Genomic DNA, 23,733 nt, shown 5'->3' on the forward strand with positions numbered 1-23,733 from the left:
CTACTTGAAGTTTGGCTGACGGTTCGGTCAACTGCTTGCTAACAGGAGTGCTTTCGCTTTAAGCAAAACAAAAACGAAGTGATAAAGCAGTCGAGTTTTTAAAGGATGCCTAGAAACTGGAGAACGCCCTCGCCGGAAACCAGTTCGATGACGACAGCGGTGACAAAGCCGAGCATGGCTAAACGACCATTGAGTCTCTCTGCAGCCGGGGTAAAACCAAGGCGATAGGTGGGTTTTTGGGGTGGCGTCATAGTGCTTGGAAAAGTTAACAATTGTTAACGATTATAGCTTGGTTGACGAAGCTATGCGTTGATTCTCAGGGCTGCATCCCCTGCCAGCGAATACTGCGAAAGCTCAAAGCGATCGCACTCAGCAATAGTAACCCTAAGCCTCCTGCAAGCGGATTGCCGCCAATTCCGGTAATCCAATCCGGAACTTGGTTTGAGGAAACGATCCAGTCGCTCACATCGACCACGTAATAAGCCCAAACTAGTCCGGCATGTAAGCCAGCCGGAGCAGCTAGATCTCCGGCTGGCAGGTGAGATCGATTAGTCGTAGCCCGCTTGGCCCAAACCAAAGCCATCCCCAAAACTAGCAGGCCGAAAAACTGGGGCCACGTAGCTAGAATCGCTGAAATGGGCCGGATAAAATGAGCCAGCGCAAATATTAAGCTACTGCTAAAAAGCGCGATCGCGGGTGAGTAATCTTTCTCTAGCTCACCCAGCAGCCAGCCCCGAAAAAAAATCTCCTCCGCCCACCCGACGCCAATCGCTGTCACTAAACCTTCCAGCGCAATTCGCTCTAGGTGGCTGGTTGGCACTAATTCAGCCCAACCTAGCCCAACCTCTAACGTGAACAAAATGCCTACCCCGGTCGCCCCAACTAAAAAAGTGATCAAAAACCAAAAAGCGGTGCGAACCGAAAACGTCAAACCATAGTAGGACAGGGGACGGAGCAAGCCGTAAGCTTGTCGTCCCCAGCCCCGCAGTAGCCCCAAAAAAATCAAATACAGCAAAATCAGAGCAACAATAAAAATGCGCTCAGACTGATACCAGCTAGCAAGCAGAGCCATTGCGATCGCAATCGGCCCCCAAATCAACAACAAGATAGCCAGAAAAAGCCCAATTCTGACTGGCGCACTTTGGCGGGCGATCGCTAGCCAGTTAATTTTCAATCCTTATCTTCCTACTCTTCTGGCTCAATCGTACTGGTTAAACCCTGCCCTCGCAGCCCTTCGCAGTAAAACTCAGCATGTTCTAACGCACAGGTAATCACCAGTGCCACGCCCTTGGTATGAGCCTGCATCATAATATCAACCGCCTGAGGCATTGTCAGGCTAGAAACCGTCTTCATCAGAGCTTCGACAACATGCTCCATTGAGTTATAGTCGTCGTTATGCAGCAGGACGCGATAGCGCGGTGCTAGCTTGCGAGTCGTTGAACGCTTTTCGATCGTTTCAACAGACACTGTTTATACCCCTTCCTTGATTAGCTTGATTAGGTTTACGCTGCAAGAATCCTGCTTCAGGCAGAAACAGACTTTCCTGCTGATCGATATTAGTTGACTTTCTCTTCAGGCTAAACGAAGAAATCAGTTCCTGACAACCACAATCATTAATGCCTCAACGCATACTGGGATAGAGAGGCTTTCGGCTATTATTTCACTCCCCAATTCTGAGCTTAGGAGGTCTTTAGCTACTATTGTGCATGACTGGTGAAAACGCTGTGTCAATTCGTCCTCATCAAATTATTGTTTTAGAACATCAGGTCAATCGCCTCTATGCGGAAGCAATCGATGTGGTTCCGGCTCGGCGTCTTTGCTGGGCTAGACCTTTGCTGCTAGTCACGGGGCCTTCTGGCGAAGAACGGGATTGGTTGACGCCTGAGGCTGCGCTAGAACTGTATCCGCTGCAAGAAGGGCCTGATTTACTCTGGCCCGTTGACCTGTTTCAACCTGCTTTAGATGTTGAGGTTCTAACATTGCTAGGTCAAGCGCAAGCTTTACCGCCGGATAGTCGCCGTCATCAGCTGAGTCTCCAGCACTTGCGTCACTTTATCCAGCAAGTTTGGCGAGCGTATCCTCAGCTTTTTGCTAAACAAAGTTCCCAATCTGTGAATTCGCCCCGTAGCGAAAAAGACCTTCCTAACATGTAAGCAATTTCTTGCCAGCGCGATCGCTACTCTTTAGCTCATACTTGCTGCTTTATGTCTATCAGTCTTGAAGATCGCCAATCTACCCTTGCCCAACTCCGAGCAGCGCTGCGTCCGGGGCAACAAGCTCTGGCCGACTGGCAAGGTGGCCCATTGGCAGTCTCGGCTGTTCCGGGTTCCGGCAAATCAACAGGTATGGCTGTCGGTGCCGCGATCGCGATCGCCCGCTATCAGCTTCATGCTCGTCAGCAGCTTGTGTTGGTAACATTTACGCGCTCGGCTGCCGCCAACCTCAAAGCCAAAGTTCGCTACTACCTCAAAAAGTTAGCACTGCCACAAAACAGCTTTGTTGTTTTTACTCTGCACGGACTCGCGCTGAATATTGCCACTCGCAATCCTGACTTATCAGGCATTTATCTAGACACTCTCAATTTGGTTTCTCCCAGTCGCGGGCATCGGCTGATTCGCGCTAGCGTCGAGCAGTGGATTGTCAATCATCCCAGGCTTTATCAGCAGCTAATCGAAGGACAGCAGTTTGATGGCGAAGAAACCGAGCGCTTGAGGCGGCAGTCTGTTCTCCGCACAGAGGTCTTGCCTGAACTCGCCAGCACTGTTATCCACGAAGCCAAAAGTTCTGGTTTGACACCATTGGCCTTAGCTCAAATTAATACCCAGCTAACAAAAGAGCTGTCTGAAGGTAGTGCAGATTACCCTATTTTGACCGTTGCGGCTGGGCTATATGAAACCTATCAAGCCCTATTGCAGCAACGCCAGCTAATTGACTATGACGACATGGTTTTATCAGCCCTAAGGGTGTTGGAAGATACAGCCACCCGCGAGTTTTGGCAAACTCGATTTTTTGCGGTGTTTGAAGATGAAGCTCAAGATTCTTCACCTTTGCAAACCCGGCTTTTAGAAATTTTGGCTAGTAATGCCCAAGCGCCAGATCAAGCGCCCAACTTAGTCCGAGTTGGCGATCCGAACCAGGCCATCAACTCAACCTTTACCCCTGCTGATCCCGTCTTTTTCAATCAGTTTTGTCAAGCCTGTCAGCAGCAAAGTCGGCTAGCGACAATTGAGCAAGCGGGTCGCAGTGCTGTAGCCATTATGCGAGCCGCTAATAATTTATTGCTTTGGGTCAACCAAACCTACCCAGCAGAACCAACCCCCTTTCGATACCAGCAGATTAAAGCGGTTGCTCCTGGTGATCCACAGCCCAACGCCAATCCAGCGGCGATTGGTCGAGGTGTAGAAATTTATCGCCCTGAGAATATTGAGCAAACCGTTAAGCTGATAGGCCAGCGCGTTGTCGATTTGATGTCAGCCAATCCGGAGGGCAACGCTGCTATCTTGGTGCGCGAGTATCGGCAAGGTCGCTTTATTCGTCGCTTACTGCAAGATCCGGCAATGCTAGGTGTAGACCTAGAACGTCTAGGTATCCGTTTGTATGATGTAGGTGAACGCGATCGCCAGTCTGATATTCCTGTCGAAATGCTGGCAATGCTGAAGCTTTTAGAACGTCCTCACTCATCTACCCGCCTCAAAGCTGGTCTGCAAATTTTAGTCAAACGGCAGTGCCTTCCCACTCAAGATCTCAATCAGCTTGTCAGTCAGCCAGAGCAGTTTCTTTATCCGGGGCCGCTTGACGCTGATTTGAACAGTGAAGCTGCTCAGCAAGCCCGACGCTATTGCCGTGCAATTTTGCGGGCTCGCTTAGAACTCCCTTCCTATCATCTAATTCCTTTTTTGGGGCTAACGTTACAGTACAACCAAAGTGAGTTGGCTACTGCTGACAAGCTAGCGACTCGCCTGGTGCAGCAGACCTTTGGCGAGAATAGTCTTACAGCTATGCTTCAGGCGCTACAAGAAATTGTTGACTCTGAACGCTTTGAGGCAGTTGAAACGGAAGACATCGACTCTATCTATACTCGACCCAGGCAGCTAACCCTAATGACTATGCACAAAGCGAAAGGTCTAGACTGGGATGCTGTTTTTATTCCTTTTTTGCACGAACAGACGATCCCTGGTCAGCCTTGGGTACCGCCACAAACAAAGTTTCTGGGCGAATTTGGCTTTGCTGAAGTTGCGCGATCGCAAATTCGAACTCATCTCCATGCCCAATGGGTTTCTGCAGGAAAGCCTTCACTTAACCTGCAAGCGGCTTGGCAAAACGCTATACAGCTTAAGCAAGCTGAAGAATTTCGTTTACTTTACGTAGCCATGACACGGGCCAAACGCTTACTTTGGCTATCGGCGGCCAAAAAAGCCCCCTTTAGCTGGAGCAAGCCCGAAAAGCTGCAAACGGCGCAACCAAGCCCAGCCCTGGTAGCGTTGCAGCGCCAATTCAACGCTCAAGCCTAAATTGAGATTGGACGGATAAAAATTCACAAAACCTCTGACCAGCAGACGTTTGCTGAAGTTATATAGAATCAATTGTGATTCCATACCCGATGGCACTATGACTTTAACCGTTCTCAAGTTTTCTTCTGAAGACTGTGGCATATGCCACAAAATGTCTTTTTACGATCAGAAAGTCGCTCAAGAACTAGGACTCGACTTCGTTGATATCAAAATGCAAGATACGGCAACCTATCGCAAATATCGAAAAATTTTACTGACTCAGTATCCTGACAAATCTGAAATGGGCTGGCCCACCTATCTAATTTGCGAAAATCCAGAGTCAGACTTTCATATTTTGGGTGAAGTTAAAGGCGGGCATCCTAAGGGTGAGTTTCGCCAGCGCTTACAAACCATTTTGGGATAGCTAATGATTTAACCTCTAGTTTGAGCCGCATGGGAAACCATTTCCCATGCTTTTTGAGATTTCAATACTAGCGTCAAAGAGAGTTGTGATGAGCCTTTCGTCAAAGTATGAGAAGTAGCTCTTACTTGTGAAAAGCGATTAGCTGTCTCTTTAAGAGGCCACTGTTCCAAAATTTGCAACCCTGCTTGCATGGTCTTAATCACAACAGGACTTAATCGCAGAAAGCGAGAAACTTCTGAGAGCCTGTAAGCGCGTTGAATTCTTTGAGCAGCCGGCGGAACTGCGCGGTTGGCTAAGTCTTGCCGGACTTCCGGCCAGTATCGCTCCGGAAATTGCTGAAAATTGTAGCGACAGCTTTGTAAGACACGCTCTACCCGGTTGTAGCGGTGAATACACCAGTCCCTCAGCAATTCCCATGATGGATGCAAATCTTTTGCCAAGGTCAAACTTAAAGTCTTGCGGCGAACTGTTGGTAGATATTCTTCTACCCAAAACTGCATCATCCGAAAGTAATTAGGATCGTCGAAGCAGGTCATGGATACAATGTCTGACCGCTGAACATTAAAACTGGTCAAGACTTCTTCGGGAAAATAGCAAACCCCTTGCAGGGCATCTTCACGCAGGTCGCGCAGGTTATTGTAAAACTGATCGACTAAGCCAAAGTAGCAAATAGCCTGTCGATGCTGAACAGAGACAAAGGGAAAACATTGAAAGAAAGAGCCTGCTATCCGTTCAAGCATTTGCTCATAGTCTTGCAGGGTTTTAATCGCTAGGTTGGGCTGATGATAGTCCCGCATGGCTTCGATATAGCGATCCCAAACTTGCAAGGTAGCGCTCTGTTTAGCGGTCTCTAGCGGCTCAAATTGAGCTAAATAGTTGAGAATTTGCCAGTGTTGGTGGCTGCTAGTTACTTGCCCTGTTTGCAGTAAGTGCTTCCAAGCTTGATAAAAAGTTTCAAAGTCTGAGCCATGCTGCAGTAGCTGATCTTGTTCGGCTAGTCGGTCAATCCATCGCAGCCAGTATAAGCGCTTTATCCATGCCTGTTGAACGTCTGGCGTTAGATGCACTAACCAAGCCGCATTGTCCTCGTCTTTAAGAGAGTCATCCGCGATCGCCTCATATTCAGAGGAGCTTGCTAACTTTAAAGAAGTCATCTTGGTAGATCGATCTCACCCTATTTGCTTTCTTGAAGCATAAACAAGCCGCTGCTAGAATGCCTCGCAATAATCACTTAGGTTTTTACTGCTACAGGCTCCTGTCCGTGGAATGCCGGGTGTTCCGCTGGTTACCTAAATGGCTTGAGCGGGCACCTACTCCCCAAAGCCTATTGCCCTGCTGACAGCTAATGTTGCTATGGGCATTAGGAGATGACAACGGCCAGAAGTTTACTATTTTTTACAAACTATGCGTAAGCCCTTATCATAAAGGTCTTTTGGTTTTTAGATGTGTAGGGATTGACCCTACAGGTCTGCAACAAAAATTGTGATATCGATCAATATCGTGGATCGAAACCATTAGGATTAAAATCAGAGTTCTATTACGGATTGAGGGGAAATTTCCGCAAATAGAAGATAGAGCTTCAGTGATCGCAGTAGGGTAGAAGATTTCATGTCCCTGTTCGACTGGTTTGCAAATCGAAGAAAGTCAGGTCCTATCAGCAAGGAGCGCCAAGAGCGCGAAATTGCCGACGGTCTATGGACAAAGTGCGAGGCTTGCGGTGTTTTGACCTACACCAAAGATCTCCAGACCAACCAAAAAGTTTGTCCAGAATGTGGTCATCATCATCGTATCTTTAGCGATGAGCGGATTCAGCAGCTAAGCGATGCGACTACCTGGCAGCCATTGGATAATCATATTTGGCCGCAAGATCCGCTCAAGTTTCGCGATCGCAAGGCTTATCGCGATCGCCTACGTGATATGCAAAGCAAGACGGGCCTGAATGACGCCGTACAAACCGGAGTTGGCGAAATCGAAGGGTTGCCTTTTGCTCTAGGGGTGATGGACTTTCGCTTTATGGGCGGCAGCATGGGGTCAGTGGTGGGTGAAAAACTAACCCGACTGATTGAACACGGCACCCGCGATCGCCTCCCGGTCATTATTGTCTGCGCTTCTGGTGGCGCTCGGATGCAGGAAGGGATGCTAAGCCTGATGCAAATGGCTAAAATTTCGGCTGCGCTAGAGCGACATCGTTCGCAGCGTTTACTTTATGTTCCTGTCCTTTCGCATCCAACAACTGGAGGGGTGACGGCTAGCTTTGCGATGCTGGGGGACATTATTATTGCTGAACCCCAAGCTACGATTGGTTTTGCGGGTCGGCGTGTGGTTGAGCAAACTCTAAGAGAAAAGTTACCAGACGATTTTCAAACAGCTGAGTACCTGCTGAAGCATGGATTTGTCGATATCATTGTGCCGCGCACCCAGCTTAAGCAAACCTTGGCACAGCTTATTCGCCTGCATCAACCCTTTGTCAGTTCATCTGAGTCAGTTTCGCTAGAAGAGACGGTTCATTTTGACCAGGTTAGCATTCAGCCCTCTATTCACTTTGGCTAGCAGCAGCTAGGTGAAAGATTGGCTTAACTGCCGAGATCAAAAACACGTTTGCAGCAGATAGTGGCTCTGCTCGAAAACGAACAGAACACTTTGGGAATGACCCTTTCAGTGGCATGATAGTGATACTGGAATGACTCAGTTAGCGCCCAGTGCAGCCCTGCCTGTAGACTTTGGGACAGAAATCACTGGGTAGTTGGCAGAGCAAAATCCGATAGAGCAGCTAAATCTTGGTTTGAAAATTGATCAAACTCACTTAGCTGGCTGTCAGAAAACAGCTCTTAACCAATGGGTCACGCTGTGTTGAATGATGCATAACGATAACCGAGCCACTTTGAGGAGAACCATGTTTAAAAGATGCATTTGGCTTCTTGCGGCTGTTTTATTTTTCTCAGGTCACCTATTTTCCGCAAGTGCAATTGCCGCTGAGCTAGATGAAGCGACTCGTACTGTGAAGCTTAACGAGCAAGGGGATACCTACGTTTTAAGCTTAGAGGAAGTGAACCGGGGTCGCCGACAGTTTAACTATGCTTGTGGATCGTGCCACGTTGCGGGCATTACCAAAACTAATCCTGACGTTGGCCTAGATCCTGAAGCTTTAGCGGGCGCTCTGCCGCCTCGCAACAATCTTGAAGCAATTGTGGACTACTTAAAGAACCCCACTACCTACGACGGGTTAGAGGAAATTTCAGAAATTCACCCCAGCTTGAAGAGTACTGATATCTATCCCAAGATGCGCAGCCTCACGGAAGATGATCTAGTGGCGATCGCTGGTCATATTCTGCTACAGCCTAAGGTTATTGGCGATATGTGGGGTGGTGGCAAAGCCCGTTATTCGGCACCTGCAGTAGTAGAAGAAACAGAGGCTATCTAGCGTTGTTCAGCCAGTGTCTGCGGTAGCAACCTTTTCATTGAGGAGTTGGTTTTTGCCAGTAAGCAGCCCGCTACCTGAAGAGGCTAGCCTACCGCAGTGCCAGTCAGCGTTGACTGGCATCAGCTTTGATCATTAAAACGGCTAAATTTTCTAGGAATTGAATTGCAAACGCCGTCTCAATCCATAGATTCGTTAAGGTAATTATTAGAATCCAAGATAGAATATTGCCTTGGAGAACCTTTGAGATGCAACCTTTAGAGGTCAACATGAAATTAATTGCCCGGATTTCCCGCAGCCTTAGCATTGCCCTCGCGGCGATCGCTATCGTGGCAGGCACTGTTTTTCTGAGTGCTGCGCCTGCTGCTGCAGAAAATTATGAAGTAAAAATGGGATCTGACGCAGGTTTGCTGGTTTTTGAACCCGCCAGCATCAGCGTTAAGCCTGGTGATACCGTTACCTGGGTCAACAATAAAATGGCCCCCCATAACGTTATCTTTGACGAAAAAAACAGCCCTGGTGATAAAGCTTTGGCTGATAAGATTTCTCACGAGCAGCTTACCTTTGCTCCTGGTGAGTCTTATTCCACCACTTTCACCGATGATATGCCCACTGGTGAGTACAGCTACTACTGCGCACCTCACCGGGGAGCGGGTATGGTTGGTAAGGTCGTCCTAGAAGGGTAATTTTCCTTAAAAGCTATCCAACTTTGATGGGGATGTGCGCTGCATGTCCCCATTTGCTTTAAGAAAACCCGATATGGTTAGTTTTGTCTGGTTAAGGATCGGCACCTGCTTACTGGCAATCGCTATTTGCGGATGTGTTGCTGGAAATGGCTGGCCGAATAAGCAGATTGTTTTGTCAAATACGGGTAGACCTTTCATTGCTGAGCTGCTGCTATGCCTCTTTCTCCAACCGATGCTCAAGCACTGGTCAGCCGCCAAGCAAAAGCCTGGGAAACGGCTAATGCTGAACAAATTGTGGCTGATTTTGCTGAGGACTGCCGCTTTGTTGTGCCGGGTCAACAACTACAAGGGCGATCGCAAGTTTATCAATCAGCGAATGCCTTTTTTGCGGCCGCTCATCAAGTTGAGATAACGATTCAAAGAATTGTAGTGCAAAACAATGCGATCGCAGTCGAATGGCAGTGGCAAGAAACGAATCGCCAAACAGGTCAGCAAAAACGGGCTGAAGATGCCATCATCATTGAGCTGAACAGCCAGCGAAAAATCGTTTATTGGCGAGAGTATATTGATCAGCTTTAAGTATTTGAGTCAGTTCAAAAGACTATAAGATTTTTGCTCAATCTGCTTTGCTTAGCTACCAGCCTAGCTTTCGGGATCCGGTGTTGGAATGGGAGAAGCTTTTAAGAAATCGCCAGAGAAAACAACCTGCGTATAAAGCCAGTCAGCAATGAGGCGAGGGCAGTTCTTTTGAAACCAGCGGACTGCAAAAAATCGAAAAGCCGGTTTTGTCATTTTGGCAATTAGCTTCATCACCCGATTCAAAGGGCGATTGGCAAACCTTTCGTTGATTAAGTTGATGGAACCGATATCGTAAAGACAATCTAAGATTAGCTTGACGCTAGCCTCTTCCCGCATAAAAAGATTTTCCAAAATCAAATGCACATCGTGCATACGTTCTGCTGCCATCTTTTTTTCTTTGACAGCAACAGGAAGGTTTACTTTTTGATTGGGCAGTGTAAGCATTGCTTAAATAGCTAGACGCTCTTTGATTATATTTTGAGGCTGTGAAAAATTAATCAGGCAAATGATATAAGTTTCATCTATCATAAGCTTTACTCAATTCCGCCTAGGTGTTAGAAGCTACGAGAATTAGGTAAGCCGTTTTGACCCCGTTGCTCAACCCGGTGCAGCTAAGGGCAAATCCCGCTATATAAACAAGACAGCTAATCACCTCTAGCGATCGCTTCAAGAAAAGTAAATTCTCAAATCGAGAAAAAACGTTACAAGCGCCAAAATCTTGCCCAGTTTCCCAATAAAACCGATAAAGTAAAAGAATGTAACGTTTATGAGATAGGGCTAGAACTTTTATGCGCGTCATCCTCATGACTGGAAAAGGAGGTGTAGGCAAAACCTCTGTTGCAGCGGCAACGGGTTTACGCTGCGCTGAGTTAGGCTACAAGACGCTAGTTCTCAGCACCGATCCGGCTCATTCTCTGGCAGATAGCTTTGATTTAGAGCTAGGGCATGCTCCTCAGCAGGTTCAGCCTAACCTGTGGGGAGCAGAACTAGATGCCCTGATGGAGCTTGAAGGTAATTGGGGAGCCGTTAAGCGCTACATCACCGAAGTTTTGCAAGCGCGAGGTTTACAGGGCGTTGAAGCCGAAGAACTGGCTATTTTGCCTGGGATGGACGAAATTTTTAGCCTTGTTCGCATGAAACGCCACTACGACGAGGGCGAATACGACGTTTTGATCATCGACTCTGCCCCTACGGGTACAGCTTTACGATTGCTCAGTTTGCCGGAAGTGGCAGGCTGGTACATGCGTCGCCTCTACAAGCCGTTTCAGGCCGTTTCAGCAGCGCTGCGTCCTTTGGTAGAGCCGCTCTTTCGTCCGGTCGCTGGTTTTTCATTACCGACAACCGAAGTCATGGATGCCCCCTATGAATTTTACGAACAGCTAGAGGCTCTCGAAAAAGTGCTAACCGATGCAGCGACTACCTCCGTTAGGCTGGTGACTAACCCTGAAAAAATGGTGATCAAAGAGTCTTTGCGGGCGCATGCTTATCTCAGTCTTTATAACGTCGGCACCGATTTAGTTATTGCTAACCGTATCATTCCAGATAGTGTGCAGGATCCTTTCTTTCAACGTTGGAAAGACCAGCAGCAAGCTTATCGTCACGAGATTCACGAAAATTTTCGCCCTTTGCCCGTCAAAGAAATACCGCTCTTTTCTGAGGAGATGTGTGGTCTAGCAGCGCTACAGCGTTTGAAGACTGAACTTTACGCGGAAGAAGATCCAACCCAGGTTTACTACAAAGAAACAACGTTGCGCGTGGTTCAAGAGGCTGACCACTATAGCTTAGAAGTTTACTTACCGGGTATTCCTAAAGATCAGGTTGAATTGAGTAAAACGGCAGACGAACTCAATATTCGCATTGGCAATCATCGTCGTAATTTAGTGCTTCCTCAGGCGCTAGCGGCGCTGCAGCCATCTGGAGCAAAGATAGAAAATGACTACTTAAAAATTCGATTTGCCGTCGCTTAGCTAAGGAGAAAACTCATAAGGTACGACTTCTAAATCGCAACCCCAATCTCCGTTCAGCGATCGCTTGAGGGGGTTAACCGAGCGAAAAGCTTCTGCTCCCTCTTCGCTGAGCTGATTATTGAGGCGTTTAGCAAACTCAGCAACGCACTTGTCTCGGCTTTGGCTAAGAGGCACTAAATTAGCTTTGGCTGTTTGCATATCCCAAACGGCGATCGCTTTGTGTACCTGGCTCCACTGCTGCTGAAACTTACTAGAACGTGGTGCAAAAGCCGTTTCTCCAATTAACTTGTGACCTGCAAAGGCAAAGCCAGCCAGCACAATTCCGGCTCCGACTAAAGCCGCAATTCCGGCCTCATAGCTAATTGTGGCAGCTTTCTCCATGCCTGTATCCCTGAGTTAAATAAGTACCTTTGATCTGATAGCTTAACACGCAGATTTGCTAAGGACTGGCTCGATGAGCTTGAGCTTGTTGAAGACGGCGTTGCCGCAAGCGATCGCGTCGTTCTGGTGTGAGGCGATCATAGCAGGCGGGGCAAGAAATGCCCGCTTCAAATTGCGGCGCTGATTGGGCTGTCTGGTCGAGGGGGTGGCCACAAGCCTGACACATGTCATAGCTACCAGGCTCCAAACCGTGGCGTACGGCGACCCGCTCATCAAAAACAAAGCATTCTCCTTGCCACAAACTTTCTTCAGCTGGTATCTGTTCAAGGTATTTTAGAATCCCCCCCTTGAGGTGATAAACCTGCTGAAAGCCTTGATCGAGCAAGTAGGCTGAAGCTTTTTCGCAGCGGATTCCGCCCGTACAAAACATCGCTACACGAGTATGCTTTTGCGGATCGAGGTGGGTTTGCACATATTTAGGAAACTCTCGAAAAGAGCGTGTTTGAGGGTTTTGGGCACTTTGAAAGGTACCAATCGACACTTCGTAGTCATTGCGGGTATCAATTACCAGCGTGTCTGGATCGCAAATGATCTGATTCCAGTCGTGAGGTTCGACGTAGGTACCCACTTGCCGGGTAGGATCGGCTACGGGGTGGTCAAAAGTCACAATCTCTCGCTTAATTTTGACTTTTAGCCGCTCAAACGGCGGGCTAGGGGCTAACGATTCGCGAATTTCTAGCCCTTTAAAGCGAGGGTCTTTTTGAAGAAAGGCCAAAAAAGCATCCATTCCCTGCCGAGAGCCTGCTATCGTCGCATTAAGACCTTCCTCAGCCAGCAGCAAGGTACCTTTAATAGCATGGTGTTGGCCTTGACTGAGCAGCTTTTTTTGTAGGTCTGTGCAGTCAGGCAGCGAAACGAACTGATAAAAAGTAGCAACAACCGTCATAAACGCAACTGCAACCGTGACAGATTTTTCACTATAGTCGATTCTGGCGATAGACCTGAGCGGCGGCTCGATGCAGCATTGCGTGCCGATCAACCAGTGCCCTCATATCTTCAGCGTATCCTCCGCCAATCACGCTGGCAACTGGATATCCGGCTTGCAAACAGGTGTTTAAAACATAGTATTCTCGCTGGTACAAGCCAGCGTTGCTGAGCGCTAGTTTACCCAGGCGATCGCCTTTGTGCGTATCAGCTCCAGCATCAAACAAAACCAGGTCTGGCTTCACCTGATTAAGTAAATCCGGCAAATAAGTTTTAAGGCAGGTGAGATAAGCCTCATCTTCGAGTCTTTCTGCTAACGGAACATCAAGATCGCTTTGCTGTTTACGGCCTGGAAAATTGACCTCGCAATGCATTGAAAAAGTAAAAACACTGGCATCATCGTGAAAAATGTGGGCGGTTCCATCTCCCTGGTGTACGTCTAAGTCTACAATTAGCACTTGCCGCACCAATCCTTGTTTTTGTAAAAGGCGAGCGGCGATCGCTAAATCGTTAAAAATGCAAAAGCCCGATCCATAGTCAGCGAAGGCATGGTGAGTGCCGCCTGCGGTATTGCACGCTAGACCAAATTGCAGCGCCAACTTGGCGGTCAAAATCGTACCGCCCACGGCTGTACAGGTGCGCTTGACCAAGGCCGGACTCCAAGGCAAACCAATCCGGCGCTGGGCTTTAGCAGACAAAGTTCCCTGCTGGTATGCCTGAACATAGGCTGGCGTATGTACCAGTTCAATCCAGTCTAAGGGAGGTGGGCCAGGTTGATAAATCTGCGCTGATGTAATGACCCTTTCGGCCAACAACTGTTCGCAAAGCAAACCAAATTTTGCCATTGGAAAACGGTGCCCAACTGGCAGAGGCACAACATAGTCCGGGTGGTAAACAACGGGTAAACCGTTCAAGCTGACCTTAGAGCAAAGAAGAGAGCGATCGCTGTTGACGAATATCTAGCTGATGAGCCAAACTTCCCTCCGGCCAATCTAGCGGATGATCGGCTTGTTCGGGCAAGACTGTGACAACAGCCGCTGCTTCATAAGCGGTTGGCTCTCCTGTAGATGCGGTCGATAGCGATTTTGATGCCGCAACGTTTGTATGTAGGGGTGGAGTCGTCGCGCTAAACTGGGGCGAAAGTGTCTCCTGTGCCGTTAACGGTTGAGGCTGAGGGGCGTTTGGCTCAAAGGGTTTAAGGCGCTTGGGGCCACTAACGAGAGGAGTAGAACGCTTAGTCGATGGTGGTTTACGAGAAGATTTACGGTTAACAAGCCCGGTGCCACTGGCGGTAGGCCGTTGTAGATAACGTGACAGCACAAAGCAGCCCCCAGCACAGGCTCCCACCAAAAACAGCAGTGACCAGCCTGGTAATTCTGCTGTCGTACTTTGAGCAGCAACGGCGATCGCTCTGTCTGATTCAATTGGGGCTGCTGGTTCTACCGCAGTAGTTCGGCGTTGAGAAGTAGATGGCGAAGCCGTTGCCGATGGCTCTGATGGGGAAGATTGAGCGGTTTGAGGAGAGCGATCGACACCTGGATCCATCAAGCCCCCCAAGGCCAAAATCGCAATCAGCACAGATATCAGCCAAATCCCGCCGAGCAGCCCTAGCGGATAGCGCAAAACGAAGCGAATGAAACGCTCAAGATTGGCAGATGTTTCTAAAGACGCCTTTGCAGCCTCTGACGGGAATAAATCCAGACCCGGATAGGCGGAATTGTGACGCTGATTCTGTGTCATAACGTTTTCTGAGCCTCAGCAGCGCTGCCACAGACAACGGCTACAAAAATTGTAGGCGCTTCTGCTAAAAGCAACACACTTTTATTGCCGCAGATCAACCAATGAAAGATAGCGGTTTGGATCTTGAGCTACCCAGCCTGCTTGAGAATTCAAGCGTACCTCAAAATAAAGGTAAGATGTCTCATCGGCTACCTCTGCTGCTGCAATCGTAGCAATTTCGTCACCCTGCTGAATCTGCTCTCCGACTGAAACTGAAAACGTATTGAGGTGGGCGTAGCGAGTTTGCAGACCTTGACGATGGTTGATAACGACGAGGTTGCCATAACCTGCTTGTTGACCAACAAAGGCGACTACGCCGTCACCCACCGCCAAAACGGGCGTGTTTGGTGCTGCCGCTAAGGCAATTCCGTTGCTAAATATCAGGTCTTCGCGTTCAGCATCAGGTTGCCAACCATAACTCATAATCACCCGGGCTTGATTCGGCAAAGGATACCCTTGCAAGTCGTGCTCACGGCTGATAGCAGATGATAAGGTAGCCGCACTCAACCCCGGAAACCAATTTATCCCTGGAATAAAAAGGTTTCGCGGTACCTGAGCTTGACACCCATTGACCTCAAACAAAACATCCGCCCGCACCCCGTAAGCTTCAGCCACAGCTTGCCAGTCTTGACCTGCAGCAGTTTGTACCTGAATGCCGTTGAAAGGGGGGATGCGAATTTCAGTTCCCACTGGCAAACGACCCTGCCGCAAATTCGGATTCAACCCTAGCAGCGTTTCTGGAATCAAATTATATTGCTGCGCGATAGTTTCTAGCGTCTCACCCGCAGCAATACGGTGCTGCACCAGCCGCTCAAGGGCTGGCGGACGACAGAGCGACTCAGGCGCTGTTTGAGCGGCGGCGATCGCCGGAGAAAAGGCGCTAGCCATCGCTAAACTTGCTAGAACTGCCACCCGTCTTTGCCGACGTGCTTTTTTTAAGGTTAGGGACATCAATCTCAAGATCTGCGCAGGTTTACCAGTTAACCGAAAACAGTCGCTCCTTTACAATGATGATCTAAGCGTTTTTTTAAAGATTCATCCACTCGATCTAGCTTTCCGCACGATTTAATGGGCTGTTTATAAAAGGACGTTGGCCTGCCAGGATTGTTTAGGTTGAATTCGCTAAAGTAAGGTTGGGCTTTTATAAGAGCCTCTTGGAGTTACTCTTTTGCAGTAGGGAAATCAATATGAGTTCCTCATTTCAGCAGTTAGGTCTGTATACCACCCTTTTGGGGGTAGGCTGTGGCGTGGGCTTTGTCGGCCACTATTATCTGGCCGAAAGTCAATCGTCAGCGGAATCCGCAGCCATCACGGCACCTAGCACCGTTCCTGCTGCTTTGCAGTCGCCGCTAGAATCGACCGCTCAAGCGGCTATTCCGTTGATTCCAACCCAAGGCAATCCTAACTTTATTGCTGAGGCTGTACAGAGGATTGGCCCAGCCGTGGTACGAATCGATGCTGCTCGGCCCATTTCTAGCGAACTTCCAGAAACTTTTCAACATCCTCTCTTTAGGCGTTTTTTTGGCGAGGATATGCCCCCGCCGTCTTCTTTACCAGAACGGGTTGAACAAGGTACTGGTTCTGGGTTTATTTTGAGCCGAGACGGAGAGATTATTACCAATGCGCACGTAGTGGAGGGGGCAACCGAAGTTACCGTGACGCTCAAAGATGGGCGAGCCTTTGAAGGTGAGGTCGTGGGGGCTGATTCGGTGACGGATGTGGCGGTCATCAAAATTGAAGCGGCTGACTTGCCCACCGTGACCTTGGGGAGTACTGAAGATCTTATCCCTGGGCAATGGGCGATCGCGATTGGTAACCCGCTAGGGCTAGACAATACTGTAACCGCTGGCATTATCAGCGCGATTGGCCGAACGAGCTATCAGGTTGGCGTTCCGGGTAAGCGCGTGCAGTTTATTCAAACCGACGCTGCGATTAACCCAGGCAACTCAGGCGGCCCTCTGTTGAATGACCGAGGGCAAGTCATCGGCATCAATACCGCAATTCGGGCTAATGCTCAAGGGTTAGGGTTTGCTATTCCTATCGAAACGGCCAAGCGAATTGCTGATGAGCTATTTAACACCGGAGAAGTTCAGCATCCTTACCTAGGTGTTCAGATGGTCAACTTAACGCCTGAGATGCGACAGCGTATCAACGAAGACGAAGAATTGGGGATAGAAGTAGACCAAGATGAAGGGGTAATTATCGTGCGGGTAATGGAAGGAACCCCCGCCGAAGCAGCAGGGCTTGAGCGCGGAGACGTCATCAAGCGCGTTAACGGTCAACCTGTCAGCAATGCGACTGAGGTACAAACCCAGGTTGAAACCAGTGAAATCGGCGAACCTTTGACTGTAGTGATTTATCGAGATGGCCGAGAAGAGTCGATAGAGGTTAAGCCCACCTCTTTACCCCAAGACCTGCGCGATTAAAGGTTGCTTAATCTTGATCAAATTCGCCGATAGAAAGAGAAGAAGCCAAACTTTCTTCTAGCTCCATGCGCTGTTCCATCTGGCGCAGAAAGTAGCCTGTCATCATCGCCGAGGCTAACAAACCAGCCAAATTTTCTCGATCGGTTGTGACTTGAACGTTGAAGCCCTCGGACGGCAGAACGCCAACCAAGCCCTGAACATTCTGAGAGATAATTTGCTTGATTTCAGAGCTAACCGATTGGGCAACACGCGTTAAGACTTCAGGTGGCTGATGCTGAAGATACTTCAACAGTTGATTAGCTTGTGTGCTTTCGGCGTTGACACTCATGAAATCGGCGTTTTCAGGGTTGAAGACCATAGAAACTTTGGTTAACTTTCTTCTCTACCTTAGATCCGATACGGGGTTTTGATCCACCGCTTCCGAAAGAAGCCCTAGCAAAAAGGCAACTTCTTTTTTTCAGGGTGGCCCGGAACCTGGCTGGCTCTTACTTAAGCCTATGGAGATTAATCATACCTTAATGCTTTGGTGAGGGCTGGGTGAAGTGTGCCAAATTCTCAAGAGTCTGCGACTCCATCAGCCGCGACTGTTTCGCTAACCGCTAAATCTGACGGGGGGACTCGCCGTTGAACTGAAGGCAACTGGTCAATCTCGAAGTAGCGATAAAATTTGTCGGTCACCTGTAACCAAAATGAACGCCCATCTGACTGGCGACGCTTGCGAACCAAGCCAAGACTAACGAGATCTGGCACCTGCTGGTAGACGCCCGATCCTCTTAGCTCAACCAGGTCGGTTTGGCTAAGGGGGCCTTTCAAAGCGATCGCTGCTAGTGTCCTTAAGGCTCCTACACCAATGTCAAGCGGAATGAGGGTGTCAACGAGATACTTGAAATTTTGTCGTAGCTGTAGGCTGTAACCCGATTCAGTTTCAGCAATTTCTAAAGCGCTGTCGCGGTGAGCATAGTCTGCCATTAGCTCGATCAGCCCTTCTTCAGCCTCTTTTTTTTCACAGGCGGCATACTCGGCAATCTGGGCGATTGTCAGCGGCTGCCCTTTGAGATAGAGAATAGCTTCGATTTTGTTAGCAAGCCGAGACATAAGGCCGAGATTCAGCTAAATGAGCAAAATTTAGCATCTAAGTTAGTCTAAATTGTGTCCGGTTAGCTCTACAAAAATATCTTCTAAGTTAGAGGCTCTTGCCATCATGCCTGTTTTGTCACTCTGCTGGTTGAGATGCGCGTTAGCCATTTCTAGGGTTGGAAAAAACTGATACTGCCAGCGATCGCCTTCTTTTTTCATCACAATTCCCTGCCCATGCCGTTGCCGCAGTTCGCTGAGCGTTCCAGTTTCGATTAAACAGCCATTATCCATAATGCTGATGCGATCGCAGAGATATTCCACTTCTTCCATGTAGTGGGTAGTTAGCAATAGGGTGATTCCCTGCTGAGTGTTCAAGCCTTTGATAATTTCCCACAAGCGCCTACGCGTTTGCGGATCTAGCCCCACAGTTGGCTCGTCCAAAAACAGTATTTTAGGCTGATGCAGTAATGCCCGGGCAATTTGCAAGCGGCGTTTCATGCCACCTGAAAGCGTTTTGACTTTATTATCACGGCGATCGCTGAGTTCAACATAATCAAGCCACTGCTGAATGCCTTGGCGACGCTGGGGATTAGGAATATGGTGCATCCGTCCATGAAATTCCATGTTTTCCCAAACTGAGAGATCGCCATCGACGCTGGTTTGCTGCAAAACCACGCCAATTTGGCGTCGTACCTCTCTGGGTTGGCGACTGACATCGTAACCTGCAACTACAATATCCCCCTGCGTTGGTTGAGTTAGGGTTGTTAACATGCGAATTGTAGTGGACTTACCTGCTCCGTTTGGCCCTAGCAGACCAAAAATCTCGCCTGAATGAATCGTTAGCGACAGATCGTTGACAACGTGAACGTTGTTGTAGACCTTATGCACATTTTGAAGCGAAACAGCGGCAGTCATAGCAGTTTTGATATAGCAATCTTTCGATCAGACCATAGATCTGAGTTCTTTTCTTATAGAGACTATCTTTTTTCAGTAGCTTTAAAGTTTGCTTGCAACTAAATTATGAGAGCTAGAATTAGCAATCAAGTCATTTACCTACATAAAGCGGACGTTCCTCAATATAAAAAACAAGGTAGCGTAGTTCGCAACACTTACTTTTGGGCTTTGCGCTCTATCGCGGACCGGGCTTATCGTGATCAAGAGTGGGAATATGAAGAGCAAGTCTGGCTAGCCTTGGTACGGATGCTGACTTCGTTTGCCGAATCTGGCTATTTGGGTTATCGCGAAACCGCTTTAGAGTTTTCGCCTGAAGCCAGCATTCCGCAGCAGCTCAGAACTGTCTCTACCTGGCAGAGTTTAGAGTCAGAACCCTTTTAACAAACTAAACAAAAAAAGGTGAGCAATGCTCACCTTGAACGTTAGCCTTAAATTGAAACTGATGAGCGACCAGATGCTAACCTTAACCAGTCTCTACCTCGCGAGGTTGAGCAGCTTTTGGCTTAAGGTCAACTTTGCCTAACTGACTACATGAGGCCAATTTGAGACAAAATTCCTTGACCTGTCACTAGCTCAACAATGATGCCGATGGTGAAGCCCAGCATAGCTAGACGGCCATTCCAAACTTCGGCGAACTGAGTAAAACCAAACTTTTGTTGCTCTTCCATGACTGTGACCTCTGATACTCCATTGATTCGGACTTCAGTCAAGTCCTTGTAAATAAATCGTAACTAACTTTTTTTGAAGTTGCAATCAGTCTTTTGGGCGATCCATCATTGAATCAATTTAATGATGGATAAATTATGCTCTGACGGCGATCGCCACAGTTCAAGCGATCGCTAAGCCATTGAAGCGTCTCAAGGCTGGGGCCTACAGCGATATTTGAAGCGATCAGCAGAAAAAAGCCCCTGATTTAGGGGCTGAGCGGCGATTGTTTACCCTCTGTTGTGAGCAAGGGTCAGTGCTTACGCCAGTTAGTTTTGCAAAGCTTGGTCAGCGCGAGGAGCCGCGATCGCCTCAGATTGTTGCCGTTCTTTGTCTAGACGGCGCTTCTTAGCATAGAGCTGAATGGTTGCCAACATAAAGACCACTAGCCCCACAATTAGCCAGGTAGCTGCATTGGTCGGAAAGCTGTTCTTAAAGACAGCCAGCATGACAATAATTACTAACAACAAGGTCGGTGCTTCGTTTAACCCTCTAAGCTGCTGACCAGACCAACGACACTCTCCCTGTTCTAGCTGCTTCAAAAGGCGACCACAGTAAAAGTGATAGACCAACAACAACGCAACTAAACCAAGCTTTGCATGCAGCCATCCATCCTGTAGCAAGGCTGGCTGTAGAATCAACATGCCTGCAGCCATTGCCACTGTCACCACCATTCCAGGCATTGTAATGATGTGGTAGAGGCGCTTCTCCATCAACTGGTATTGCTGCTTGAGAATGCTGCGAGCGGGTTCAGGTTCTGCTTGGGCTTCAACGTGGTAGATGAAAAGGCGCACTAAGTAAAACAACCCTGCAAACCAAACGACGACGCCGATAATGTGAAACGCTTTAAACCAGTAGTAAGCCATAGGTGTTTATTGTGGAGTGCTGTAAAAAGCGATTTGAATAGGCAAGTGAGAGACAACATCTATTGTGAAGCAGCCCTTGCCTGATTTGAAGTGAATCTTAATGTTTAGAAGCAGTTGGCTAATTTTTGACTTGAGTAGCTCAATCCTTTACCAGCTCGTTGTTCTAAAAAAACAAAAATCAGAAAAACGTTACAAAGAAAAGCGTCCGTCGCCTTTCTGAACCCACCGAGACAGTGGTGTACCCTATTGGACAGCGCAACTGCCTAAAACAGATCGTCTAGGGTTACTAGGCTACCTGAGATAAGGCTTTGACGGAGACTCAACGCTGCGGATAAGCAAAGCAGTCGTGCAACCACCCTTCAGCTCAATTTTGCGATCGCAACTCTTATGGAAGCTAACTGGCAAACTGCCAAATCTTACGAAGACATTCTGTATGAAAAGACATCAGGTATTGCCAAAATCACGATCAATCGTCCTCACAAACGGAACGCATTTCGACCTCAAACCGTCTTTGAAATGTACGATGCCTTTTGCGATGCGCGTGAAGATACTCGCATTGGAGTGATATTACTAACGGGGGCTGGTCCCCATACTGACGGGAAATATGCTTTCTGTGCAGGCGGAGATCAAAGCGTCCGTGGTAAAGCAGGTTATGTCGGAGAAGACGGCATACCACGGTTGAATGTACTCGACCTACAGCGGCTGATTCGCTCCATTCCTAAAGTTGTGATTGCTTTAGTAGCAGGCTATGCCATTGGTGGGGGACAGGTTTTGCATGTTGTTTGTGACCTCACAATTGCAGCGGACAATGCTATTTTCGGCCAGACGGGCCCCAAAGTTGGCAGCTTTGATGGTGGATTTGGCGCTAGCTATTTAGCCCGAAGTGTGGGGCAAAAAAAAGCCCGAGAAATTTGGTTTCTCTGCCGCCAATATTCTGCCCAAGAGGCGCTTGAAATGGGGTTAGTAAACTGTGTTGTCCCGGTCGAACAATTAGAGACGGAAGGGATACAGTGGGCAAATGAGATTTTACAGAAAAGTCCCATTGCTATTCGTTGCCTCAAGTCAGCTTTTAACGCCGACTGTGACGGCCAAGCCGGGTTACAAGAGCTAGCTGGCAATGCAACGCTGTTGTACTACTTAACTGAGGAAGGCGCTGAAGGGAAAAAGGCTTTTTTAGAAAAGCGATCCCCAGATTTTAGCCAGTATCCCTGGTTGCCCTAAACATGTTTTTTAAGCAGAGATTCACCAAAAAATTAGCGCTACTGACTTAGTCAGTAGCGCTGGGGATCAAAATATTAAATTACCTAAGAGCAGGTAGAAGAATAAGACTTGTCTAATTGATCTAGCTCAGAGATTTCGGCAGGTGCCAGCAAAAAGTCTTGCGACCAAAGCTCAATTTGCTGCTTTAGAGGAATTTCAGTCGCAAAAGCAGGGATCGCCAAGCAGCAGGCTTTCCAAGAACTACGTACAGGAACATTAAGCTTGCCGCATTGCCCGCCGCGTCGTCCTTCAGGCGTGTAAAACCGACAGCAGCAGCAACTAGACGTTCCAATTCTCGCGGTTCTCATATAACACCTACAAAAGTGAGTTCTGGAAGCTATTCTCAACTAAATCAGTTTGGCCTGTTTTTTGATCCAAGCAGCCGCAAACCTTTATTGGTAAAGTGCTTGAACAAGCTTTAATCAAAGCTTTACCTTTAGAGTTTCTTTATGTTTTCGTAAGCTTGCTTTACCAAACACTATGGCTTCCCTCTTTTTGGGGATCAAAGAATATTTACGAAGATCGGGGATCACGGATATATTGATCTAAAAAGACGGCGTAACAGAGTCCAGGAAAGGATCCTCGCTTCTTCCCTAGGGCAGAGGAAATTTTTGACATTTTCTTAAATCAGCATCTTTAGCACTATTTTTGAGCTTATTTGACTTAGGTTACGTAGCCGTAAAGAGCGACAAAATGCTTTTTGTAAGACCAAGATTTAGTGAATAACTAATGCTTTAAGTTTACTGACGGGTTCTTGTTAAATGAGATCGCTGTTGCTGCTGGTGTTGAAACGCATAGACTGCTGAAAGCCGCTTACCGAAAAGCTTTCATGCTGATTTCTGTCTTTAGCCTGCTAAATTTAGCTATTTTGCTGGTCGATCCCTATTCTTTTTAGGGCAGGCGGGGTTTCAACTTATATCAATCATCAGTAAAGTTGATCTGGCTTACCAGCGCTTAGCCGCACAGAGCGCACAGGTTGCCCAGCGTTTTAACTCACCCGGTGGAGTAGGGCACTGGCATTCTGGGCAAAGGGGATAATGCTGGGTTTGCTGCCGTCTTAAGTAAGCCCAGCGCTCAAAAGCTGTTGTATATGTCTCTAGAGCCTTGGTTTCTAGCAAAGCCTCTATATCACTATCGACGTTGATAAAACTGGGGTGCTGCTGGAGTAACTCAGAAGGTGCTGCGATCGCAGGTGAGCGCTTTGCCAGTCGCCACTGTACTGGCGAAAATCGAATATCTGTCAGATTGAGCGTAAGTTGCTGGTTGAGCTTTCGCAGAATACGGTGGCGTTCAAACATAAGCGTTTGTGACCAGGCGGCTGTTGAGGTGGCAACCCACAGAACTTGTTGTTTTAGCCCTGTGGGACAGGTTTGACGAGCCACAGCCTCCCCAACAATGTCTGGCCAGATTTCGGCTAATCGCTTAAACTGCTGCTGCGATCGCCAGTTTTCTTGCTGCTGTAATTGACCAACAAGTTGATTGAGCGGCTGCAAAGTCATGATATCGAGCAAGAATATTGAGCAAAATGATTCAGTAAACCCAAGCCTCAGAAATCGATGGCGCTTTTAACGAGGTGCCATCGCTTAAACCGCAGCAGTTTGAGTTCGAGCTTAGCTTCACCCAGGCAACAAGGTTTTCTAAGGCTCTGTTTAAAGCAGCGATCGCCCACTTAGTTTAAAGAGAAACCGCTAAATTTATTCATAGAAAAGTTGGCGTGTGTGAAATAAAGTGATATAG

General features: G+C 48.1%; 28 protein-coding genes. 11 read left to right on the plus strand and 17 right to left on the minus strand.

Annotation, left to right across the window (positions count from 1 at the left end):
* Positions 1 to 98 precede the first annotated feature (98 nt).
* The 3 genes from ACTS3T_RS15115 to clpS form a co-directional block, all read right to left on the minus strand.
* Positions 99 to 251, minus strand: coding sequence for a chlorophyll a/b-binding protein (locus ACTS3T_RS15115; protein ID WP_377966145.1), 153 nt, complete (start codon positions 249 to 251; stop codon positions 99 to 101).
* Between the two features lie 65 nt (positions 252 to 316).
* A complete protein-coding gene (locus ACTS3T_RS15120; protein WP_377966143.1) occupies positions 317 to 1,174 on the minus strand; it encodes a CPBP family intramembrane glutamic endopeptidase in 858 nt (285 codons plus the stop codon).
* An 11-nt stretch (positions 1,175 to 1,185) separates the two neighbouring features.
* Positions 1,186 to 1,467: an ATP-dependent Clp protease adapter ClpS gene (clpS, locus tag ACTS3T_RS15125; RefSeq protein ID WP_377966141.1), complete on the minus strand. Its 282-nt coding sequence runs from the start codon at positions 1,465 to 1,467 to the stop codon at positions 1,186 to 1,188.
* 257 nt (positions 1,468 to 1,724) lie between these two features.
* On the opposite strand from clpS, the gene ACTS3T_RS15130 reads away from it, so the two are divergent.
* The 3 genes from ACTS3T_RS15130 to ACTS3T_RS15140 all read left to right on the plus strand — a co-directional run bounded on the left by ACTS3T_RS15130 (position 1,725) and on the right by ACTS3T_RS15140 (position 4,914).
* Positions 1,725 to 2,153 carry a hypothetical protein gene (locus ACTS3T_RS15130; protein WP_462935241.1) on the plus strand — a complete coding sequence of 143 codons (429 nt, stop codon included), beginning with the start codon at positions 1,725 to 1,727 and terminating at the stop codon, positions 2,151 to 2,153.
* A gap of 51 nt (positions 2,154 to 2,204) precedes the next feature.
* The gene (locus ACTS3T_RS15135; protein ID WP_377966137.1) at positions 2,205 to 4,511 is read left to right on the plus strand and encodes an ATP-dependent helicase; all 2,307 of its coding nucleotides are present in this window, start codon (positions 2,205 to 2,207) and stop codon (positions 4,509 to 4,511) included.
* 97 nt (positions 4,512 to 4,608) lie between these two features.
* Positions 4,609 to 4,914, plus strand: coding sequence for a thioredoxin domain-containing protein (locus tag ACTS3T_RS15140; protein ID WP_377966135.1), 306 nt, complete (start codon positions 4,609 to 4,611; stop codon positions 4,912 to 4,914).
* Between the two features lie 8 nt (positions 4,915 to 4,922).
* On the opposite strand, the gene ACTS3T_RS15145 is transcribed toward ACTS3T_RS15140, so the two are convergent.
* Positions 4,923 to 6,068, minus strand: coding sequence for a squalene/phytoene synthase family protein (locus tag ACTS3T_RS15145; RefSeq protein ID WP_377966133.1), 1,146 nt, complete (start codon positions 6,066 to 6,068; stop codon positions 4,923 to 4,925).
* A gap of 454 nt (positions 6,069 to 6,522) precedes the next feature.
* Here ACTS3T_RS15145 and accD point away from each other — a divergent pair, with 454 nt between their 5' ends.
* From accD to ACTS3T_RS15165, 4 genes are all read left to right on the plus strand, one after another.
* Positions 6,523 to 7,464, plus strand: a complete 942-nt coding sequence (gene accD / locus ACTS3T_RS15150; protein ID WP_377966131.1) for an acetyl-CoA carboxylase, carboxyltransferase subunit beta — start codon at positions 6,523 to 6,525, stop codon at positions 7,462 to 7,464.
* A gap of 343 nt (positions 7,465 to 7,807) precedes the next feature.
* Positions 7,808 to 8,335, plus strand: a complete 528-nt coding sequence (gene psbV, locus ACTS3T_RS15155) for a photosystem II cytochrome c-550 (protein WP_377966129.1) — start codon at positions 7,808 to 7,810, stop codon at positions 8,333 to 8,335.
* 266 nt (positions 8,336 to 8,601) lie between these two features.
* Positions 8,602 to 9,018 carry a plastocyanin gene (petE, locus tag ACTS3T_RS15160; RefSeq protein WP_377966127.1) on the plus strand — a complete coding sequence of 139 codons (417 nt, stop codon included), beginning with the start codon at positions 8,602 to 8,604 and terminating at the stop codon, positions 9,016 to 9,018.
* Between the two features lie 213 nt (positions 9,019 to 9,231).
* Positions 9,232 to 9,597 (plus strand): nuclear transport factor 2 family protein, encoded by a 366-nt coding sequence (locus ACTS3T_RS15165; RefSeq protein ID WP_377966125.1) that lies wholly within the window; start codon positions 9,232 to 9,234, stop codon positions 9,595 to 9,597.
* A 63-nt stretch (positions 9,598 to 9,660) separates the two neighbouring features.
* Here the strand turns inward: ACTS3T_RS15165 and ACTS3T_RS15170 are convergent, their stop codons facing one another.
* Positions 9,661 to 9,984 (minus strand): hypothetical protein, encoded by a 324-nt coding sequence (locus tag ACTS3T_RS15170; RefSeq protein ID WP_377966123.1) that lies wholly within the window; start codon positions 9,982 to 9,984, stop codon positions 9,661 to 9,663.
* 401 nt (positions 9,985 to 10,385) lie between these two features.
* Here ACTS3T_RS15170 and ACTS3T_RS15175 point away from each other — a divergent pair, with 401 nt between their 5' ends.
* The gene (locus ACTS3T_RS15175; RefSeq protein ID WP_377966121.1) at positions 10,386 to 11,564 is read left to right on the plus strand and encodes a TRC40/GET3/ArsA family transport-energizing ATPase; all 1,179 of its coding nucleotides are present in this window, start codon (positions 10,386 to 10,388) and stop codon (positions 11,562 to 11,564) included.
* Here ACTS3T_RS15175 and ACTS3T_RS15180 read toward each other — a convergent pair whose 3' ends face one another.
* The 5 genes from ACTS3T_RS15180 to ACTS3T_RS15200 all read right to left on the minus strand — a co-directional run bounded on the left by ACTS3T_RS15180 (position 11,565) and on the right by ACTS3T_RS15200 (position 15,596).
* Entirely contained in the window at positions 11,565 to 11,945 is a 381-nt protein-coding gene (locus ACTS3T_RS15180; RefSeq protein ID WP_377966119.1) for a hypothetical protein, read from the minus strand.
* A gap of 58 nt (positions 11,946 to 12,003) precedes the next feature.
* The gene (gene trhO / locus ACTS3T_RS15185) at positions 12,004 to 12,891 is read right to left on the minus strand and encodes an oxygen-dependent tRNA uridine(34) hydroxylase TrhO (protein WP_377966117.1); all 888 of its coding nucleotides are present in this window, start codon (positions 12,889 to 12,891) and stop codon (positions 12,004 to 12,006) included.
* Between the two features lie 31 nt (positions 12,892 to 12,922).
* Entirely contained in the window at positions 12,923 to 13,843 is a 921-nt protein-coding gene (locus tag ACTS3T_RS15190; RefSeq protein ID WP_377966115.1) for a histone deacetylase family protein, read from the minus strand.
* A gap of 7 nt (positions 13,844 to 13,850) precedes the next feature.
* Positions 13,851 to 14,669, minus strand: a complete 819-nt coding sequence (locus tag ACTS3T_RS15195) for a hypothetical protein (protein WP_377966113.1) — start codon at positions 14,667 to 14,669, stop codon at positions 13,851 to 13,853.
* 81 nt (positions 14,670 to 14,750) lie between these two features.
* Positions 14,751 to 15,596 carry a LysM peptidoglycan-binding domain-containing M23 family metallopeptidase gene (locus tag ACTS3T_RS15200; RefSeq protein ID WP_462935242.1) on the minus strand — a complete coding sequence of 282 codons (846 nt, stop codon included), beginning with the start codon at positions 15,594 to 15,596 and terminating at the stop codon, positions 14,751 to 14,753.
* A gap of 299 nt (positions 15,597 to 15,895) precedes the next feature.
* Here ACTS3T_RS15200 and ACTS3T_RS15205 point away from each other — a divergent pair, with 299 nt between their 5' ends.
* The gene (locus ACTS3T_RS15205) at positions 15,896 to 17,134 is read left to right on the plus strand and encodes an HhoA/HhoB/HtrA family serine endopeptidase (RefSeq protein WP_377966109.1); all 1,239 of its coding nucleotides are present in this window, start codon (positions 15,896 to 15,898) and stop codon (positions 17,132 to 17,134) included.
* 7 nt (positions 17,135 to 17,141) lie between these two features.
* On the opposite strand, the gene ACTS3T_RS15210 is transcribed toward ACTS3T_RS15205, so the two are convergent.
* The 3 genes from ACTS3T_RS15210 to ACTS3T_RS15220 form a co-directional block, all read right to left on the minus strand.
* Positions 17,142 to 17,492: a DUF760 domain-containing protein gene (locus ACTS3T_RS15210; protein ID WP_377966107.1), complete on the minus strand. Its 351-nt coding sequence runs from the start codon at positions 17,490 to 17,492 to the stop codon at positions 17,142 to 17,144.
* A 197-nt stretch (positions 17,493 to 17,689) separates the two neighbouring features.
* Complete coding sequence (scpB, locus tag ACTS3T_RS15215; protein WP_377966105.1) at positions 17,690 to 18,229, minus strand: SMC-Scp complex subunit ScpB; 540 nt, start codon at positions 18,227 to 18,229, stop codon at positions 17,690 to 17,692.
* Between the two features lie 42 nt (positions 18,230 to 18,271).
* Positions 18,272 to 19,126 (minus strand): ABC transporter ATP-binding protein, encoded by an 855-nt coding sequence (locus tag ACTS3T_RS15220; RefSeq protein ID WP_377966103.1) that lies wholly within the window; start codon positions 19,124 to 19,126, stop codon positions 18,272 to 18,274.
* Positions 19,127 to 19,231: 105 nt separating this feature from the next.
* Here ACTS3T_RS15220 and ACTS3T_RS15225 point away from each other — a divergent pair, with 105 nt between their 5' ends.
* The gene (locus ACTS3T_RS15225; RefSeq protein WP_377966101.1) at positions 19,232 to 19,546 is read left to right on the plus strand and encodes a hypothetical protein; all 315 of its coding nucleotides are present in this window, start codon (positions 19,232 to 19,234) and stop codon (positions 19,544 to 19,546) included.
* A gap of 146 nt (positions 19,547 to 19,692) precedes the next feature.
* On the opposite strand, the gene ACTS3T_RS15230 is transcribed toward ACTS3T_RS15225, so the two are convergent.
* Together ACTS3T_RS15230 and hemJ are read right to left on the minus strand one after the other, a co-directional pair.
* On the minus strand, positions 19,693 to 19,833 hold the full coding sequence (locus tag ACTS3T_RS15230) for a chlorophyll a/b-binding protein (protein WP_377966099.1): 141 nt from the start codon (positions 19,831 to 19,833) through the stop codon (positions 19,693 to 19,695).
* 306 nt (positions 19,834 to 20,139) lie between these two features.
* Positions 20,140 to 20,736 (minus strand): protoporphyrinogen oxidase HemJ, encoded by a 597-nt coding sequence (gene hemJ / locus ACTS3T_RS15235; protein ID WP_377966097.1) that lies wholly within the window; start codon positions 20,734 to 20,736, stop codon positions 20,140 to 20,142.
* 387 nt (positions 20,737 to 21,123) lie between these two features.
* Between hemJ and menB the strand changes: the two genes are divergently transcribed.
* The gene (menB, locus tag ACTS3T_RS15240) at positions 21,124 to 21,957 is read left to right on the plus strand and encodes a 1,4-dihydroxy-2-naphthoyl-CoA synthase (protein ID WP_377966095.1); all 834 of its coding nucleotides are present in this window, start codon (positions 21,124 to 21,126) and stop codon (positions 21,955 to 21,957) included.
* A gap of 83 nt (positions 21,958 to 22,040) precedes the next feature.
* Here the strand turns inward: menB and ACTS3T_RS15245 are convergent, their stop codons facing one another.
* Together ACTS3T_RS15245 and ACTS3T_RS15250 are read right to left on the minus strand one after the other, a co-directional pair.
* The gene (locus ACTS3T_RS15245) at positions 22,041 to 22,304 is read right to left on the minus strand and encodes a hypothetical protein (protein ID WP_377966093.1); all 264 of its coding nucleotides are present in this window, start codon (positions 22,302 to 22,304) and stop codon (positions 22,041 to 22,043) included.
* 636 nt (positions 22,305 to 22,940) lie between these two features.
* Positions 22,941 to 23,495 carry a DciA family protein gene (locus ACTS3T_RS15250; protein ID WP_377966091.1) on the minus strand — a complete coding sequence of 185 codons (555 nt, stop codon included), beginning with the start codon at positions 23,493 to 23,495 and terminating at the stop codon, positions 22,941 to 22,943.
* Between the last annotated feature and the right edge of the window lie 238 nt (positions 23,496 to 23,733).

Source organism: Almyronema sp., from assembly GCF_052168255.1.
GTDB classification, from domain to species: domain Bacteria; phylum Cyanobacteriota; class Cyanobacteriia; order Phormidesmidales; family Phormidesmidaceae; genus Sphaerothrix; species Sphaerothrix epifaneia.

What these genes read in the sequence shown, in the direction of transcription:
- ACTS3T_RS15180 (WP_377966119.1), bottom strand. Translation starts at nt 11,945, where the DNA reads ATGGAGAAAGCTGCCACAATTAGCTATGAGGCCGGAATTGCGGCTTTA.
- ACTS3T_RS15245 (WP_377966093.1), bottom strand. Translation starts at nt 22,304, where the DNA reads ATGAGAACCGCGAGAATTGGAACGTCTAGTTGCTGCTGCTGTCGGTTT.
- trhO (WP_377966117.1), bottom strand. Translation starts at nt 12,891, where the DNA reads ATGACGGTTGTTGCTACTTTTTATCAGTTCGTTTCGCTGCCTGACTGC.
- hemJ (WP_377966097.1), bottom strand. Translation starts at nt 20,736, where the DNA reads ATGGCTTACTACTGGTTTAAAGCGTTTCACATTATCGGCGTCGTCGTT.
- ACTS3T_RS15170 (WP_377966123.1), bottom strand. Translation starts at nt 9,984, where the DNA reads ATGGCAGCAGAACGTATGCACGATGTGCATTTGATTTTGGAAAATCTT.
- ACTS3T_RS15195 (WP_377966113.1), bottom strand. Translation starts at nt 14,669, where the DNA reads ATGACACAGAATCAGCGTCACAATTCCGCCTATCCGGGTCTGGATTTA.
- ACTS3T_RS15200 (WP_462935242.1), bottom strand. Translation starts at nt 15,596, where the DNA reads ATGGCTAGCGCCTTTTCTCCGGCGATCGCCGCCGCTCAAACAGCGCCT.
- ACTS3T_RS15210 (WP_377966107.1), bottom strand. Translation starts at nt 17,492, where the DNA reads ATGGTCTTCAACCCTGAAAACGCCGATTTCATGAGTGTCAACGCCGAA.
- ACTS3T_RS15250 (WP_377966091.1), bottom strand. Translation starts at nt 23,495, where the DNA reads ATGACTTTGCAGCCGCTCAATCAACTTGTTGGTCAATTACAGCAGCAA.
- ACTS3T_RS15230 (WP_377966099.1), bottom strand. Translation starts at nt 19,833, where the DNA reads ATGGAAGAGCAACAAAAGTTTGGTTTTACTCAGTTCGCCGAAGTTTGG.
- ACTS3T_RS15220 (WP_377966103.1), bottom strand. Translation starts at nt 19,126, where the DNA reads ATGACTGCCGCTGTTTCGCTTCAAAATGTGCATAAGGTCTACAACAAC.
- ACTS3T_RS15135 (WP_377966137.1), top strand. Translation starts at nt 2,205, where the DNA reads ATGTCTATCAGTCTTGAAGATCGCCAATCTACCCTTGCCCAACTCCGA.
- psbV (WP_377966129.1), top strand. Translation starts at nt 7,808, where the DNA reads ATGTTTAAAAGATGCATTTGGCTTCTTGCGGCTGTTTTATTTTTCTCA.
- ACTS3T_RS15140 (WP_377966135.1), top strand. Translation starts at nt 4,609, where the DNA reads ATGACTTTAACCGTTCTCAAGTTTTCTTCTGAAGACTGTGGCATATGC.
- ACTS3T_RS15145 (WP_377966133.1), bottom strand. Translation starts at nt 6,068, where the DNA reads ATGACTTCTTTAAAGTTAGCAAGCTCCTCTGAATATGAGGCGATCGCG.
- ACTS3T_RS15165 (WP_377966125.1), top strand. Translation starts at nt 9,232, where the DNA reads ATGCCTCTTTCTCCAACCGATGCTCAAGCACTGGTCAGCCGCCAAGCA.
- accD (WP_377966131.1), top strand. Translation starts at nt 6,523, where the DNA reads ATGTCCCTGTTCGACTGGTTTGCAAATCGAAGAAAGTCAGGTCCTATC.
- ACTS3T_RS15205 (WP_377966109.1), top strand. Translation starts at nt 15,896, where the DNA reads ATGAGTTCCTCATTTCAGCAGTTAGGTCTGTATACCACCCTTTTGGGG.
- petE (WP_377966127.1), top strand. Translation starts at nt 8,602, where the DNA reads ATGAAATTAATTGCCCGGATTTCCCGCAGCCTTAGCATTGCCCTCGCG.
- menB (WP_377966095.1), top strand. Translation starts at nt 21,124, where the DNA reads ATGGAAGCTAACTGGCAAACTGCCAAATCTTACGAAGACATTCTGTAT.
- ACTS3T_RS15115 (WP_377966145.1), bottom strand. Translation starts at nt 251, where the DNA reads ATGACGCCACCCCAAAAACCCACCTATCGCCTTGGTTTTACCCCGGCT.
- scpB (WP_377966105.1), bottom strand. Translation starts at nt 18,229, where the DNA reads ATGTCTCGGCTTGCTAACAAAATCGAAGCTATTCTCTATCTCAAAGGG.
- ACTS3T_RS15175 (WP_377966121.1), top strand. Translation starts at nt 10,386, where the DNA reads ATGCGCGTCATCCTCATGACTGGAAAAGGAGGTGTAGGCAAAACCTCT.
- ACTS3T_RS15225 (WP_377966101.1), top strand. Translation starts at nt 19,232, where the DNA reads ATGAGAGCTAGAATTAGCAATCAAGTCATTTACCTACATAAAGCGGAC.